Origin of the sequence: Streptomyces sp. NPDC090021, assembly GCF_044748225.1 — a bacterium.
Lineage (GTDB): Bacteria > Actinomycetota > Actinomycetes > Streptomycetales > Streptomycetaceae > Streptomyces.
Window position 1 is genome coordinate 58,278 of the sequence record NZ_JBIVFO010000006.1, and the last position, 12,380, is coordinate 70,657.

Below are 12,380 nucleotides of genomic sequence, written 5' to 3' on the forward strand. Positions count from 1 at the left end.
GGCGGGTGCCGCTCAGACCCGTCCGGCCAGCTCGTAGCCCGCCTCGTCGACGGCGGCGCGGACGTCCTCGTCGGAGAGCGGGGCGGCGGAGACCACGGTGACCTCGCCGGACGCGGCGACGGCCTTGACCGAGGTGACGCCCGGCAGGGCGGCGATCTCGCTGGTCACGGCGCCCTCGCAGTGGCCGCAGGTCATGCCGGTCACCCGGTAGACGGTGGTGGTCTGGGTGTCCGTCTCGGCGGTCATGTCGTTCTCCTCTTCAGGGGCGTGTGCGGTCACCGGGAGGGGTGGCCGATGACTCCACCGTCCTCCCGATGAATCGAGACTATACCCCTGGGGGGTATAAAGCGAGCATCGGCATCCGGTCTTTTTCCGCCGTGGCGGGGGTCAGTCGTCACGACGCCCCCGGTTGCCGGGCCGCCGGGCCACCCAGGCGCGGACCGTGGCGGCGTACCAGTAGGGCTTGCCGCCCTCCACGTGGTCGGGCGGCGGGAGAAGCCCGTGCTTGCGGTAGGAACGCACGGTGTCCGGCTGGACCCGGATGTGCGCAGCGATCTCCTTGTACGACCACAGCTGTCGGTCGCTCATCTGGGACACCTCCTGGTCCACGGCGCGGGGTCGGCCGGGAGGCCGTCCGGGGGAGCCGGCACGTGGACGCTGACGATCACTCGGGTTGTGCCCGGGGAACGACGCGGGACGAGGGCCTGGGAGGTGCTGTCGACTCCCTGTGACGGAAAACCCGCGTAACGCGGACATGCGTGACAGAAGAGAGAACCTTGTGCCCCGACGGCGACAAGGGGCCGCAGCGGCCGCAGGGGCCGGAAGGGGGTGCGGGACGGGCCGCAAGGGGCGCAGGCGGCCCGTCCCGGCTCGCGTCGGCCCGCCACCGCGCACGCGGCGGAGAGCGACCTGTCCGACGCCCCGCCGCTGTCGTTCACTCTCCGGAGTGGCGTTTCCTCCGGACGGGCCCGGTCTGGGAACGCGTTCGGTAGTTTCCAGGAAGTGTTGTCGTGACGGGGAGTGATCGGATGCGGGTGGCGTCGGCGGCCGGGCTGGCCATCGTCTCGGCGGTGGTCCTGTCGGCTTGCGCGAGCGAAGGCGGAGGCGGTGCGGCGGGGCCCGACCGGAACGTCCCGTTGAAGAAGCGGACGTCCATCGCCCAGTTCGACGTCGTGCCGCTGCCCGTGGAGAAGGCCAAACCGTGCGACCTGATCTCGCCGCGGGCCGAGGAGGAACTCGGACTGGTCCCGCCCGAGTCGAAGCGGGCCTGGGCGCCGCGCGGAGGCATCGCCCAGACGTCGACCAGCTGTTTCTGGCACAACCGGGAGAGCGAGGGGCTGGACCTCCGTGTCCACCGGACGCCGGAGAAGGACAAGGACAGCGCCGTCCGCTTCGCCCTGATGCACGAGCACGTCGACCTGATCATGGGGTATCCGGCGGGCATGCTGCCCATCAGCTCCTACACCTGCACTGTCACGGTGGGCGTCTCCGACACCCACTACCTCACCCTCCAGGTCCAGTCGAGGAACCGGGCCGGCGCCTGCGCGCTGGGCGTCCGCGCGGCCCAGGAGGCCCTGCGCAACATGCCCCACTGAGCCGCCGCGATGCACGGGCATGACGCGGCCGCCGGGTCGCACACCGCCGAAACCCGCGCGACGGTGCGGGAAGCGCCCGGTTTCGAGTCACAGCCCCATCTGCGGCTCTTCCTGGCGTTCTGCCTCCTCGCGGGCGGCTTCCTGGTCGCGCTCGGGACATTCGTGAGCTTCGGAGTCGACCGGCACACCACCCTGGAGGACCTCCAGCGTCTTCCGGGCATACCGTCCCCGGCCCCGCAGCGTCCGGGCCCTGCGCCCCGGCCCGCCGATCCCTGGGACGAGCCGCCCGCGCTGCCCTTCCCCACCGCATGGCCCGCGCCGGAACCGCCCCGGCTGCCGGAACTGCCCCGTTTCCCCCGACCGCCTGGAGGGTGACCGCATGACCGAGGGACGACCCCTTGGCATCCTCCCGGGTCCGGGTCCGGGTCCGGGGCGATGGCGCGCGGCGCTCCTGCTCGTCCTGTCCCTGCACGCGATGGTCGCGGCGGCGAGGGGTCTCAAGCTGCTCCTGCCCCGGCAGATCGAGGTGCCGCCGGAGCCGGAGTACGCAGGGCTGAAGGTCTGGGTCGACGCCGTGGAGTCGCTCCCGTACTGGGTCTACCTGCCCTGCTGGTCGCTGCTGGGCGTTCTGGCGGCCCTCGCCGCCGTGCACCTGCGGTACGCCCGCGACGAGGCAGGACCGATCCTCTCCCGGCGCTACCTACGGGCATTCGGCGTGTTGCTGCTGCTGCCGTTCGTGGTGCAGTCCCTGCCCGTCGTGCCCCTGATCGCGTGGCCGGGAGCGTGGGCGGCGGCGTCCCTGCTGTGCGTGCCGACGACCGTGTACGCGCTGACGCTGGTGCACTGCGCCCAACGCTTCCGGCGGCTACCGCTGCCCCTGTTGCTGGCGGCCTTCGGCTGGGGTGCGTCCGTCGCGGTCGGTTTCGGCGGCACGATGAACGACTGGTGGTCCGGGTTCGCCACGTTGCACTTCCCCCTGCCGGACAACCCGCTGGACGCGACGTACCTGAAGACGATCGGCGCGCCCGTGGTCGCCGGGTTCTTCGAGGAGTACAGCAAGGCGGTCGGGGTCGCCGTGCTCTTCCTGCTCTACCGGCGCCACTTCGACGGCGTCGTCTCCGGCGTGGTGATCGGCGCGGCCGCCGGGCTCGGGTTCAACTTCACCGAGAGCATCGCCTACATGGCCGAATGGGGCGGCGGGGCCGCGAACGTCCACTTCTGGGGCAGGCAGACCCTCGGGCTCATGGGGGCCCACACCGCGTTCACCGCCGTCACCGGCGCCGGATTCGGGATCGCCCGCCAACTGCCCCGCCGGGCGCAGCGACTGGCGGCGATCGGCACCGGACTGCTCACCGCGGCCGCCGCGCACTCCTGCAACAACAGCGTGATCGGCTACGTCGCGGCGGACCCGCCCCGATGGCTTCCCACGGGCGAGGCGGCCGGGATCCTCCTCGTCCTCCCGTCGGAGATTCTCCTACTCCAGGGCCCCCTGGTCGTGCTGTACGTGCTGCTCCTGCGCCGGGGGCTGCGCAGCCAGGCGGGCGGCCTGGCGACGGCGCTGGACGGCCTGCCGCCGCCCCTCCGGCAGGCGGTCACCGCGGAGGAGGCCACGATGCTGCTGTCTCCGGCCCGGCGTTTCCGGCTCAAGGCGGACCTCCTGCGCGCTCACGGCGCTCTTCCGCAGCGGTTCGCCGCGTACCGGCGGCTGGTCCGGCTGCACGAGGCGCAGCTCGACCTCGCGACCGAACGCTGGCACCGCCTGCGCGGCGAGAGCGACCCCGCCGCCCCCGACGAGGACATGCTGCGGGCACGGATCATGCGGTTGAAGGGCGGCCCGGTGGACGACCACGTCTGCGCGCCGCTGTCCGCGCCCTGTGTTCCGCACCCGCTCTCGCCGGACCCCGCAACGGAGCCCGTAACGCCCGCGGCGCAGACCGCGACGCAGCCCTCGCAGGCGGCCGGAAAGGACGCGTGATGGACAGGCGAACCGCACGGACGGCTGCCGGGTGCCTGCTGGCCCTCCTGGGCGCGGTGCCGTTGTCGCTGCTGGCCGCTCCGCCCGCCGCCGCCTCGTGCGGCAGCATCACGTACGAGGGCGCTCCCGGCCCCGCCCCGGCCACGCCGGCCCTCCCGCCCGCACCCCCCTCGCACGACTGTGCGTCGACGGCGCCGCAGAGCGCCGCCGCTGTCGCCATCGCGGCGGCACTGGCCACGGCCGTGGCCTACGGGGTCAGGCTGTACCGCGCGGGTGCGGCCACCGGCACGGCCGGGCTGGACACCGATTGGGTGATCGGGGTCCTCGCTCTTCAGGGACACGGCCCGCAGCGTCATCTGTTCCCCGACACGGCCGCCCTGAAAGCACGCAAGGGCAGGCCGAAGTTCCACGACGGCGACCGGTCCAACCCGAAGCTGAGGAACAGCGGCCACGTCAGCACCAAGCTGCACGTCGACCCCGCGTGCGACAAGGGGACGTGCGTACGAGAGGTCAGGCTGAACGGGGGGACAAAGAAGCACTCCTGCGGCGACTACGCGACCAAGTTCCACCACGCGGCGGACTTCGTGCGCGCCGAGGAGTTCCTGCGCGAGCGGGCCCTGAACACCGGGATCGGCGACCCTGAGGCCAGCATTGAGGAGATCTTCGGACCGGGTGACCATTCGGGGAGGTTCGAGGGCTACTACGTCGACCCGGCCAACCCCCTCGACGCCGACGAATCGGTGAACCTGCTTCCCGTGGACTTCCGCGACGGCTACATCACAGCGTTCTACGAGCACACCCCGGACGGCTTCACGCTGACCACCATGTACCCCTCACCTCACCCCGGACGACACCCCTAGGAGATGCCGTGGAAGAGCGGACGAGAAGGTTCATCAGCCGTGCCTTCGGCCCCCACTGCCTGAACGAACCGGAGCGACTCAGGGCGAGCATCCGCCACAGCTTTGCCGTCCGGGGTCCCTTCGTGCAGGACTACGAGCGCCAGCGGGACGGTCTTGCCGAGGTGATCCGCACCCGCGGGATGTCACCGACCGAGTGGGAGGACCTCACGGAGGGCGTCATCGAATTCCCCGGCGAGGACGAGCTGTACGCCTACCTCGAACAGGCCCACGCGTATTTCTTCGGCGACGCCGAGGAGCCGCCGCCGCTGCCCGAGCAGGACTGATCGGACAGCGGGCCCCGAGCCGACGGTGGGTGCAGCGACCGCGGACGGTGCGCGTCGCCGGCCCGTGGAGGAGGCTGTGGCCGGCCCGTACGGAAACCCGCCGACTCCTCCCGCCGATCACCCGCCGCCCCGGCTCGCTCTCTGCACCCGCCCGCCCCCTGCCCGGGGGATCGGGCCTACGCGGGGATCAGCGGTACAGGGCCGGCCGGTCCGCGAGCTCCACCACGGTCCGTACGCCGCTGCGCGCGGCCGCGAGGCCCGCCTCCGAGACGGCGGCCGCCGCGTAGCCGTCCCAGGCGTCGGGCCCCGCCACCCCGCCGCGCGCGGCCGCGGCCACCCAGCGGCGCAGCTGCCGGTCGTATGCGTCGGCGAAGCGCACCGTGAAGTCCTGGTCGATCGCGCCGCCCCAGCGGCCCGCCGCCTGCACCACCATCGTGTGGCCGTCGCCGATCCGGGCACTGCCGGCCTCACCGACCGCCTCGCACTGCACCTGGTAGCCGAAACCGCAGTTCACGAAGATCTCCACGTCCACGACGGCCCCGCCGGAGGTCTCCAGCAGCACCATCCGGGGATCGCTCAGCCCCTCGGGCGCGGCCGACGTCGGCCGCGGCGAGAGCACCGTGACCGCGGTGATCTCCTGCCCCAGCAGCCAGCGGGCCGCGTCCACCTCGTGCACCACGGAGTCGCTGATCAGCATGTCGCTGGTGAAGAAGGACGGTGAGGAGGCGTTGCGGTGCCGGCAGTGCAGGAAGAGCGGACGGCCGATCCCGCCCGCGTCCAGCAGCTCCTTCAGCCGCTCGTACTCGGCGTCGTGCCGCCGCATGAACCCCACCTGCACCAGGCGCCGCCCCAGCCTCTGCTCGGCCTCCATGACACGCAGCGCGCCCGCCGGCTCCGGCGTCAGCGGCTTCTCGCACAGCACCGGCAGCCCCCGCTCCAGGGCCTGCAGGATCGCTTCCTCGTGGGCCGGCCCGGGGGACGCGATCAGCACGGCCCGCACCCCGGGCGCGGCTATCGCCGCCGCGGGGTCGGTGTGCGCGCTCGCACCGTCGAGGGCCCCCGCGACCTCCTTGACCCGGTCCCCGTCCGGGTCGGCCACGGCCACCACCCGTGCGCCGCCCACGGTCCGCCCGAACCGGCGCACATGGTCCGCGCCCATCTTCCCGGTGCCGATGACGGCGATGCCGAGCGTGCTGGTCATCTCGTGTTCCCTCCTCAGGGTCAGCGGGCGCCGCAGGAGCGCAGGTAGTCACGGGTACGGCGGGCGATCGGCAGCGGCCGGTCGGGCGGGCAGGGGTACATGTCCTGCTCCACGATGGCGAAGAGGTCCACCCCCAGGCGCTGCGCCGCGGCCAGTACGGGCTCCAGCGCGGGCACCCCCGACGGCGGTTCGCACATCACCCCCCGGCCCACGGCCGGCCCGAAGGGCAGTTCCTCGGCGACGACTTCGGCGAGGATCCGCGGGTCCACCTGCTTGAGGTGGAGGTAGCCGATCCGCTCGGCGAACGTCTCGACGGCCCGCACGCTGTCGCCGCCGCAGTACGCGTAGTGGCCGGTGTCCAGGCAGAGGGACACCAGGCCCGGATCGGTGGCGTCCAGGAAGCGGGCCACGTTCTCCGGGGTGTCGATGTGGGTGTCGGCGTGCGGATGGACCACGATCCGCAGCCCGTACCGGTCCTGCACCTCACGGCCGAGGCGCTCGGTCTGCGAGGCCAGCGCGCGCCACTGGTCCGGGGTGAGGGTGCGGTCCTCCAGCACCTTCCCGGTCCTGTCGTCCCGCCAGAAGGAGGGGATGACGACGAGATGGGCGGCGCCCACGGCCTGCGTCAGCGCCGCGATCCGCGACACGTGCTCCCAGGTCTCCTCCCACACGGCGGGCCCGTGATGGAGTCCGGTGAAGACCGTTCCGGCCGAGACCCGCAGGCCGCGCGCCGCCGTCTCCTCGGCGAGCCGGACGGGATCCGTGGGCAGGTAGCCGTACGGGCCGAGCTCGATCCACTCGTACCCGGCGTCGGCCACCTCGTCGAGGAAACGCCGCCAGGGGGTCTGCTGCGGGTCGTCGGGAAACCAGACACCCCAGGAGTCCGGGGCCGAACCGATGCGGATACGGGTCAACGCGGGCGGGGAGGACGTCATAACGGCCACCTTAGGGTGGAGGACGAGTGGGAGGACTGACTGTGACCGGCACCGGCGATCCGTATCCGTTCGACCTGATCACGATGGGCCGGATCGGGGTGGATCTCTACCCGTTGACGACCGGCGTACCACTGGCCGAGGCGGAGACCTTCGGCAGGTTCCTGGGCGGCTCCGCGGCCAACGTGGCCGTCGCCGCGGCCCGCCTGGGACGGCGGGTGGCGCTGGTCAGCCGGACCGGGGCGGACCCCTTCGGCGGGTATCTGCGCACCGAGCTGCGCAGGTTCGGGGTGGACGAGCGCTGGGTGACCGAGGTCGCCGGGCTCCCCACCCCGATCACCTTCTGCGAGATGTTCCCGCCCGACCGTTTCCCGCTGTACTTCTACCGGCTGCCGAAGGCCCCGGACCTGGAGATCGCGCAGGACGAGGTGGACCTGGAGGCGGTACGGGCGGCCCGCGTGTTCTGGATGACGGGCACGGGCCTGAGCGAGGAGCCCTCGCGGGCGGCGACGCTGGCGGCGCTTCAGGCCCGCGACCGGTCGGGGACGACGGTGTTCGACCTCGACTGGCGGCCGATGCTGTGGCGGGAGAAACCGGAGCCGTACTACGAGCGGGCGCTCGCGCACGCGACGGTGGCCGTCGGCAATCCGGAGGAGTGCGAGATCGCCACGGGCGAGTCCGAGCCGTACGCGGCGGCCCGGGCACTGCTCGCCGCCGGGGTGGAACTGGCCGTGGTCAAGCGGGGGCCGGAGGGCGTACTGGCGGTCCACCGCGACGGGACGGTGGCCGAGGCGGCACCGGTCGAGGTGGCTGTGGTCAACGGGCTGGGTGCGGGGGACGCGTTCGGCGGGGCGCTGTGCCACGGGCTGCTGGCGGGGTGGGAGTTGGGGCGTGTCGTGCGGTACGCGAACGCGGCGGGGGCGATCGTGGCCTCGCGGCTGGCGTGCTCCAGCGCGATGCCGTTCTCTCACGAGGTGGAGGAGGTGCTGGGGAGTGCCGGTGGTGTCTGAGTGGGGGATGGAGTGGACCCGGCTGCGGGTGCTGGCCCTTGAGCCGGGGGAGACACATGCGTTCGCGTCGGGGGAGTGCGAATGGATCGTGCTCCCGCTGTCGGGCGGGTGCGAGGTCCGCTGCCGGGCTCTGTCCGGACCCGCGCCTCGAACGCCGGCGGGGCGTGATGTGCCGCCGGACGGCGTTGAAGCCGGTCTCGCCGAGAGCGGACCGCAGGCAAAATCAGCCCCGCCGGCGTTCGAGGCGCGGGGGTTCGGGGGCGGCGTCCCCGCAGCGGAGCCGCACGTCTTCGAACTGCGGGGGCGGAGCGGGGTCTTCGGCGGGCCGACCGACTTCGCGTACGTGCCGCGCGACGCGCACACCGAGGTCCGCTCCGCCGCAGGCGGCCGGTTCGCGCTCGCCGGAGCCCGGTGCACGACAAGGCTGCCCGCACGGTACGGCCCGGCCGAGCGCGTGGCCGTCGAGCTGCGGGGCGCGGGCCAGTGCTCGCGACAGGTCAACAACTTCGCCGCCGCGGGCCCGGCCGGATTCGACTGCGACCGGCTGATCGCCGTCGAGGTCCTCACCCCCGGCGGCAACTGGTCCTCCTACCCGCCGCACAAGCACGACGAGCACCACCCGGGCGAGGAGTCCCGCCTGGAGGAGATCTACTACTACGAGATCGCCCCCCACGGGGACACCCCCGGCTACGGCTACCAGCGCGTCACGCCCTCCCCGGCCGGGAAGACCGACATCCTGGCCGAGGTGCGGACGGGCGACGCCGTCCTGATCCCGGACGGCTGGCACGGGCCGTCCATGGCCGCCCCCGGGCACGACATGTACTACCTGAACGTGATGGCCGGACCGGGCGGCGGGCCGAGGCAGTGGCTGATCCGCGACCATCCCGACCACGGCTGGATCCGCGGCAGCTGGGAGGGGCAGGACGTCGATCCCCGGCGGGCAGGAGCGGAGGACCACCGATGAGGCTCACCGTCGCGCAGGCGCTCGTACGCTTCCTCGCCGCCCAGTACACCGAGCGCGACGGCCGCCGCCACCGGCTGGTCGCCGCCACCTGGGGGATCTTCGGGCATGGGAACGTGGCCGGCATCGGGCAGGCCCTGCTGGAGACCGGCGGCTCCGGTCCGGACGGCATGCCCTTCCTCCAGGGCCGCAACGAGCAGGCCATGGTGCACGCCGCCGTCGGCTACGCCCGCCAGAACGGCAGGCTCTCCACCCACGCCGTCACCACCTCGATCGGGCCCGGCGCCACCAACCTCGTCACCGGCGCCGCCCTCGCCACGATCAACCGGATCCCGGTGCTCCTGCTGCCCGGGGACACCTTCGCCACCCGGCCCGCCGACCCCGTCCTGCAGCAGCTGGAGGTCCCGTACGCCGGGGATGTCTCCGTCAACGACGCGCTGCGGCCCGTCTCCCGCCACTTCGACCGGATCACCCGGCCCGAGGCCCTGATCCCGGCCGCCCTCCAGGCCGTACGCGTCCTCACCGACCCGGTGCAGACCGGCGCCGTCACCCTCGCACTGCCGCAGGACGTGCAGGCGGAGGCGTACGACTGGCCGGAGGAGTTCTTCGCCGAGCGGGTCTGGGGGGTGCGCCGCCCGCGGCCCGACCGCGCCGAGCTTGCCGCCGCCGCGGAGGCCGTACGGGGCTCCGCGCGCCCCCTGATCGTCGCCGGCGGCGGGATCCGGCACAGCGCGGCCCAGGACTCCCTCGCCGCCCTCGCCGGGGCCACCGGGATCCCGGTGGCCGTCACGCAGGCGGGCAAGGGCGTGCTGCCGTACGGGCATCCCGCCGACGTCGGCGGGATCGGCCACACCGGGACGGCCACCGCCGCGGGCCTTGCCCGGGAGGCCGACCTGGTCCTCGCCGCGGGGACCAGGCTCAGCGACTTCACCACGGCCTCGGCGACCCTCTTCCAGAACCCGGCCGTCCGGTTCGTCGGGCTCAACCTGGATCCGTACGACGCCCACAAGCTCGCCGCCCGCCCCCTGGTCGCCGACGCCCGCGAGGCCCTCGACGCGCTCCGCGAGGCGCTGGCCGGCCACCGCGTGGACACCGCGTACGAGACGGCGTACCGGCGGGAGACCGCCCGCTGGGAGGCCCGCGTCGACGCCGCCTACGCCGTGACCGCGGCCGACGAGGAGCTCCCGCCCACCCAGGCGCAGGTCCTCGGGCTCCTCGACGCCCTCGTCGACGGCACCGACATCCTGGTCAACGCGGCCGGCTCGCTCCCCGGGGACCTGCACAAACTGTGGCGCGCACGGTCCGCCGACCAGTACCACATGGAGTACGGCTACTCCTGCATGGGCTACGAGATCCCCGCCGCCATCGGAGTCGCGCTCGCCGCACCCGGCCGGCCCGTGTGGGCGCTGGTCGGCGACGGGACCTACCTGATGAACCCGACGGAGATCGTCACCGCCGTCCAGGAGGGCGTCCCGATCAGGCTGGTCGTCCTCGACAACCACGGCTACGCCTCCATCGGCGGCCTCTCGGGCGCGGTCGGGGCGGAGGGCTTCGGCACCGCCTACCGCTTCCGGGCACCCGACGGCTCGTACACCGGGGACCCCCTTCCGGTGGACCTCGCGGCCAACGCGGCCTCCCTGGGAATGGCCGTGATCCGCGCCCGCACCGTACGTGACCTGCGGGAAGCCCTCGCCGAGGCGCGCTCGGCGACGCGTCCCACATGTGTCTACGTACGGACCCGAACGCCCGACACTGTGTCGGGCCCACCCCCGGCACAGGCGTGGTGGGATGTTCCTGTGGCCGAGACCGCGACCCGCAAGGCTGCGGCCGGAGCCCGTGAAGAGTACGACCGGCAAGCCGCGCAGCGACGTCGCCATCTGTGAAGGAGCAAAAGGCATGAAGACCGTCAACCACTGGATCGGTGGCAAGACCGTCGAGGGCGCGTCGGGCAACTACGGCCCGGTCACCGACCCGGCCACCGGCGAGGTCACCACGCAGGTCGCGCTGGCGTCGGCCGAGGAGGTCGACGCCGCGGTACAGGTAGCCAAGGAGGCCTTCCTGTCCTGGGGCCAGTCCTCGCTGGCCGCCCGCACCAAGGTGCTCTTCGCCTACCGGGCGCTGCTCGACGCCAACCGCGACGCGGTCGCCGAGCTGATCACCGCCGAGCACGGCAAGGTCCACTCCGACGCGCTGGGCGAGGTCGCGCGCGGCCTGGAGATCGTCGAGCTGGCCTGCGGGATCACCACGCAGCTCAAGGGCGAGCTGTCGACGTCGGTGTCCAACCGGGTCGACGTGTCCGCGATCCGCCAGCCGCTGGGCGTCGTCGCGGGCATCACGCCCTTCAACTTCCCGGCGATGGTCCCGATGTGGATGTTCCCGCTGGCCATCGCCTGCGGCAACACCTTCGTCCTCAAGCCGAGCGAGAAGGACCCGTCGGCGTCCAACAAGCTGGCCGAGCTGATGGCCGAGGCGGGCCTGCCGGCGGGCGTGCTGAACGTGGTCCACGGCGACAAGGTGGCCGTCGACGCGCTGCTCGCCCACCCCGACATCGCGGCCGTCTCCTTCGTCGGTTCCACCCCGATCGCCCGGCACATCCACACCACCGCCTCCGCGAACGGCAAGCGGGTGCAGGCGCTCGGCGGCGCCAAGAACCACATGCTGGTCCTGCCCGACGCCGACCTGGACGCGGCCGCCGACGCCGCGGTCTCCGCCGCCTACGGCTCGGCCGGCGAGCGTTGCATGGCGATCTCCGCCGTGGTCGCCGTCGGCTCCATCGGCGACGCGCTGGTCGACAAGATCCGCGAGCGCGCCGAGAAGATCAAGATCGGCCCCGGCAACGACCCGACCTCCGAGATGGGCCCGCTGATCACGGCAGCCCACCGCGACAAGGTCGCCTCGTACGTCAAGGGCGCGGCCGCCCAGGGCGCCGACGTGGTCCTGGACGGCACCGGCTACACCGTCGAGGGCAACGAGAACGGCCACTGGATCGGCCTGTCGCTGCTCGACAACGTCCGCACCGACTCCGACGCCTACCGCGACGAGATCTTCGGCCCGGTGCTGTGCGTCCTGCGCACCGAGACCTACGAGGAGGGCGTGGCCCTCATCAACGCCTCGCCGTTCGGCAACGGCACCGCGATCTTCACCCGGGACGGCGGTGCCGCCCGCCGCTTCCAGCTGGAGATCCAGGCGGGCATGGTCGGCGTCAACGTCCCGATCCCGGTGCCGGTGGGCTACCACTCCTTCGGCGGCTGGAAGGACTCCCTCTTCGGCGACCACCACATCTACGGCAACGACGGCATCCACTTCTACACCCGCGGCAAGGTCGTCACGACCCGCTGGCCGGACCCGTCGGACGCCCCCGTCGGCGTGGACCTGGGCTTCCCCCGCAACCACTGACCGGTGCGGGCCCGGGCCCGCCCGCTGTACCGCGCTGTACCGCGCTGTACCGCGCTGTACCGCGCTGTACCGCGCTGTACCGCGCTGTACCGCGCTGTACCGCGCTGTACCGCGCTGTACCGCGCTG

Annotated in this window: 13 protein-coding genes; 9 read left to right on the forward strand and 4 right to left on the reverse strand. The window is 72.9% G+C overall.

Annotated elements, in window-relative coordinates; translation table 11 throughout:
• Positions 1–12: 12 nt before the first annotated feature.
• Both ACIPXC_RS06045 and ACIPXC_RS06050 read right to left on the reverse strand, forming a co-directional pair.
• Positions 13–246 carry a heavy-metal-associated domain-containing protein gene (locus ACIPXC_RS06045; RefSeq protein ID WP_401613960.1) on the reverse strand — a complete coding sequence of 78 codons (234 nt, stop codon included), beginning with the start codon at positions 244–246 and terminating at the stop codon, positions 13–15.
• Positions 247–387: 141 nt separating this feature from the next.
• Positions 388–588 (reverse strand): AlpA family transcriptional regulator, encoded by a 201-nt coding sequence (locus ACIPXC_RS06050; RefSeq protein WP_030958339.1) that lies wholly within the window; start codon positions 586–588, stop codon positions 388–390.
• Positions 589–1,010: 422 nt separating this feature from the next.
• Here ACIPXC_RS06050 and ACIPXC_RS06055 point away from each other — a divergent pair, with 422 nt between their 5' ends.
• Genes ACIPXC_RS06055 through ACIPXC_RS06075 form a run of 5 tightly spaced genes read left to right on the forward strand, consistent with a single transcriptional unit; the run spans position 1,011 to position 4,753 of the window.
• Positions 1,011–1,595, forward strand: coding sequence for a DUF3558 family protein (locus tag ACIPXC_RS06055; RefSeq protein WP_401613962.1), 585 nt, complete (start codon positions 1,011–1,013; stop codon positions 1,593–1,595).
• A 9-nt stretch (positions 1,596–1,604) separates the two neighbouring features.
• Positions 1,605–1,970 (forward strand): hypothetical protein, encoded by a 366-nt coding sequence (locus ACIPXC_RS06060; protein WP_401613964.1) that lies wholly within the window; start codon positions 1,605–1,607, stop codon positions 1,968–1,970.
• A gap of 4 nt (positions 1,971–1,974) precedes the next feature.
• Positions 1,975–3,570: a PrsW family intramembrane metalloprotease gene (locus tag ACIPXC_RS06065; RefSeq protein WP_401613966.1), complete on the forward strand. Its 1,596-nt coding sequence runs from the start codon at positions 1,975–1,977 to the stop codon at positions 3,568–3,570.
• Positions 3,570–4,430: a hypothetical protein gene (locus ACIPXC_RS06070; protein ID WP_401613968.1), complete on the forward strand. Its 861-nt coding sequence runs from the start codon at positions 3,570–3,572 to the stop codon at positions 4,428–4,430. The genes ACIPXC_RS06065 and ACIPXC_RS06070 overlap by 1 nt, the downstream gene beginning before the upstream one ends.
• Positions 4,431–4,438: 8 nt before the next feature.
• Complete coding sequence (locus tag ACIPXC_RS06075; RefSeq protein ID WP_401613970.1) at positions 4,439–4,753, forward strand: hypothetical protein; 315 nt, start codon at positions 4,439–4,441, stop codon at positions 4,751–4,753.
• 187 nt (positions 4,754–4,940) lie between these two features.
• Here ACIPXC_RS06075 and ACIPXC_RS06080 read toward each other — a convergent pair whose 3' ends face one another.
• Together ACIPXC_RS06080 and ACIPXC_RS06085 are read right to left on the reverse strand one after the other, a co-directional pair.
• Positions 4,941–5,954, reverse strand: coding sequence for a Gfo/Idh/MocA family protein (locus ACIPXC_RS06080; RefSeq protein ID WP_401613972.1), 1,014 nt, complete (start codon positions 5,952–5,954; stop codon positions 4,941–4,943).
• Positions 5,955–5,974: 20 nt separating this feature from the next.
• Positions 5,975–6,889 (reverse strand): sugar phosphate isomerase/epimerase family protein, encoded by a 915-nt coding sequence (locus ACIPXC_RS06085; RefSeq protein ID WP_401613974.1) that lies wholly within the window; start codon positions 6,887–6,889, stop codon positions 5,975–5,977.
• Positions 6,890–6,915: 26 nt separating this feature from the next.
• Between ACIPXC_RS06085 and iolC the strand changes: the two genes are divergently transcribed.
• The 4 genes from iolC to ACIPXC_RS06105 are packed head-to-tail and all read left to right on the forward strand — an operon-like array spanning position 6,916 to position 12,253.
• Complete coding sequence (gene iolC / locus ACIPXC_RS06090; RefSeq protein WP_401613976.1) at positions 6,916–7,896, forward strand: 5-dehydro-2-deoxygluconokinase; 981 nt, start codon at positions 6,916–6,918, stop codon at positions 7,894–7,896.
• Positions 7,889–8,860, forward strand: a complete 972-nt coding sequence (iolB, locus tag ACIPXC_RS06095; protein ID WP_401613978.1) for a 5-deoxy-glucuronate isomerase — start codon at positions 7,889–7,891, stop codon at positions 8,858–8,860. The genes iolC and iolB overlap by 8 nt, the downstream gene beginning before the upstream one ends.
• On the forward strand, positions 8,857–10,740 hold the full coding sequence (iolD, locus tag ACIPXC_RS06100; RefSeq protein ID WP_401613980.1) for a 3D-(3,5/4)-trihydroxycyclohexane-1,2-dione acylhydrolase (decyclizing): 1,884 nt from the start codon (positions 8,857–8,859) through the stop codon (positions 10,738–10,740). Before iolB ends, iolD begins: the two co-directional genes overlap by 4 nt.
• 13 nt (positions 10,741–10,753) lie before the next feature.
• Positions 10,754–12,253, forward strand: a complete 1,500-nt coding sequence (locus ACIPXC_RS06105; RefSeq protein WP_401613982.1) for a CoA-acylating methylmalonate-semialdehyde dehydrogenase — start codon at positions 10,754–10,756, stop codon at positions 12,251–12,253.
• Positions 12,254–12,380: the final 127 nt, after the last annotated feature.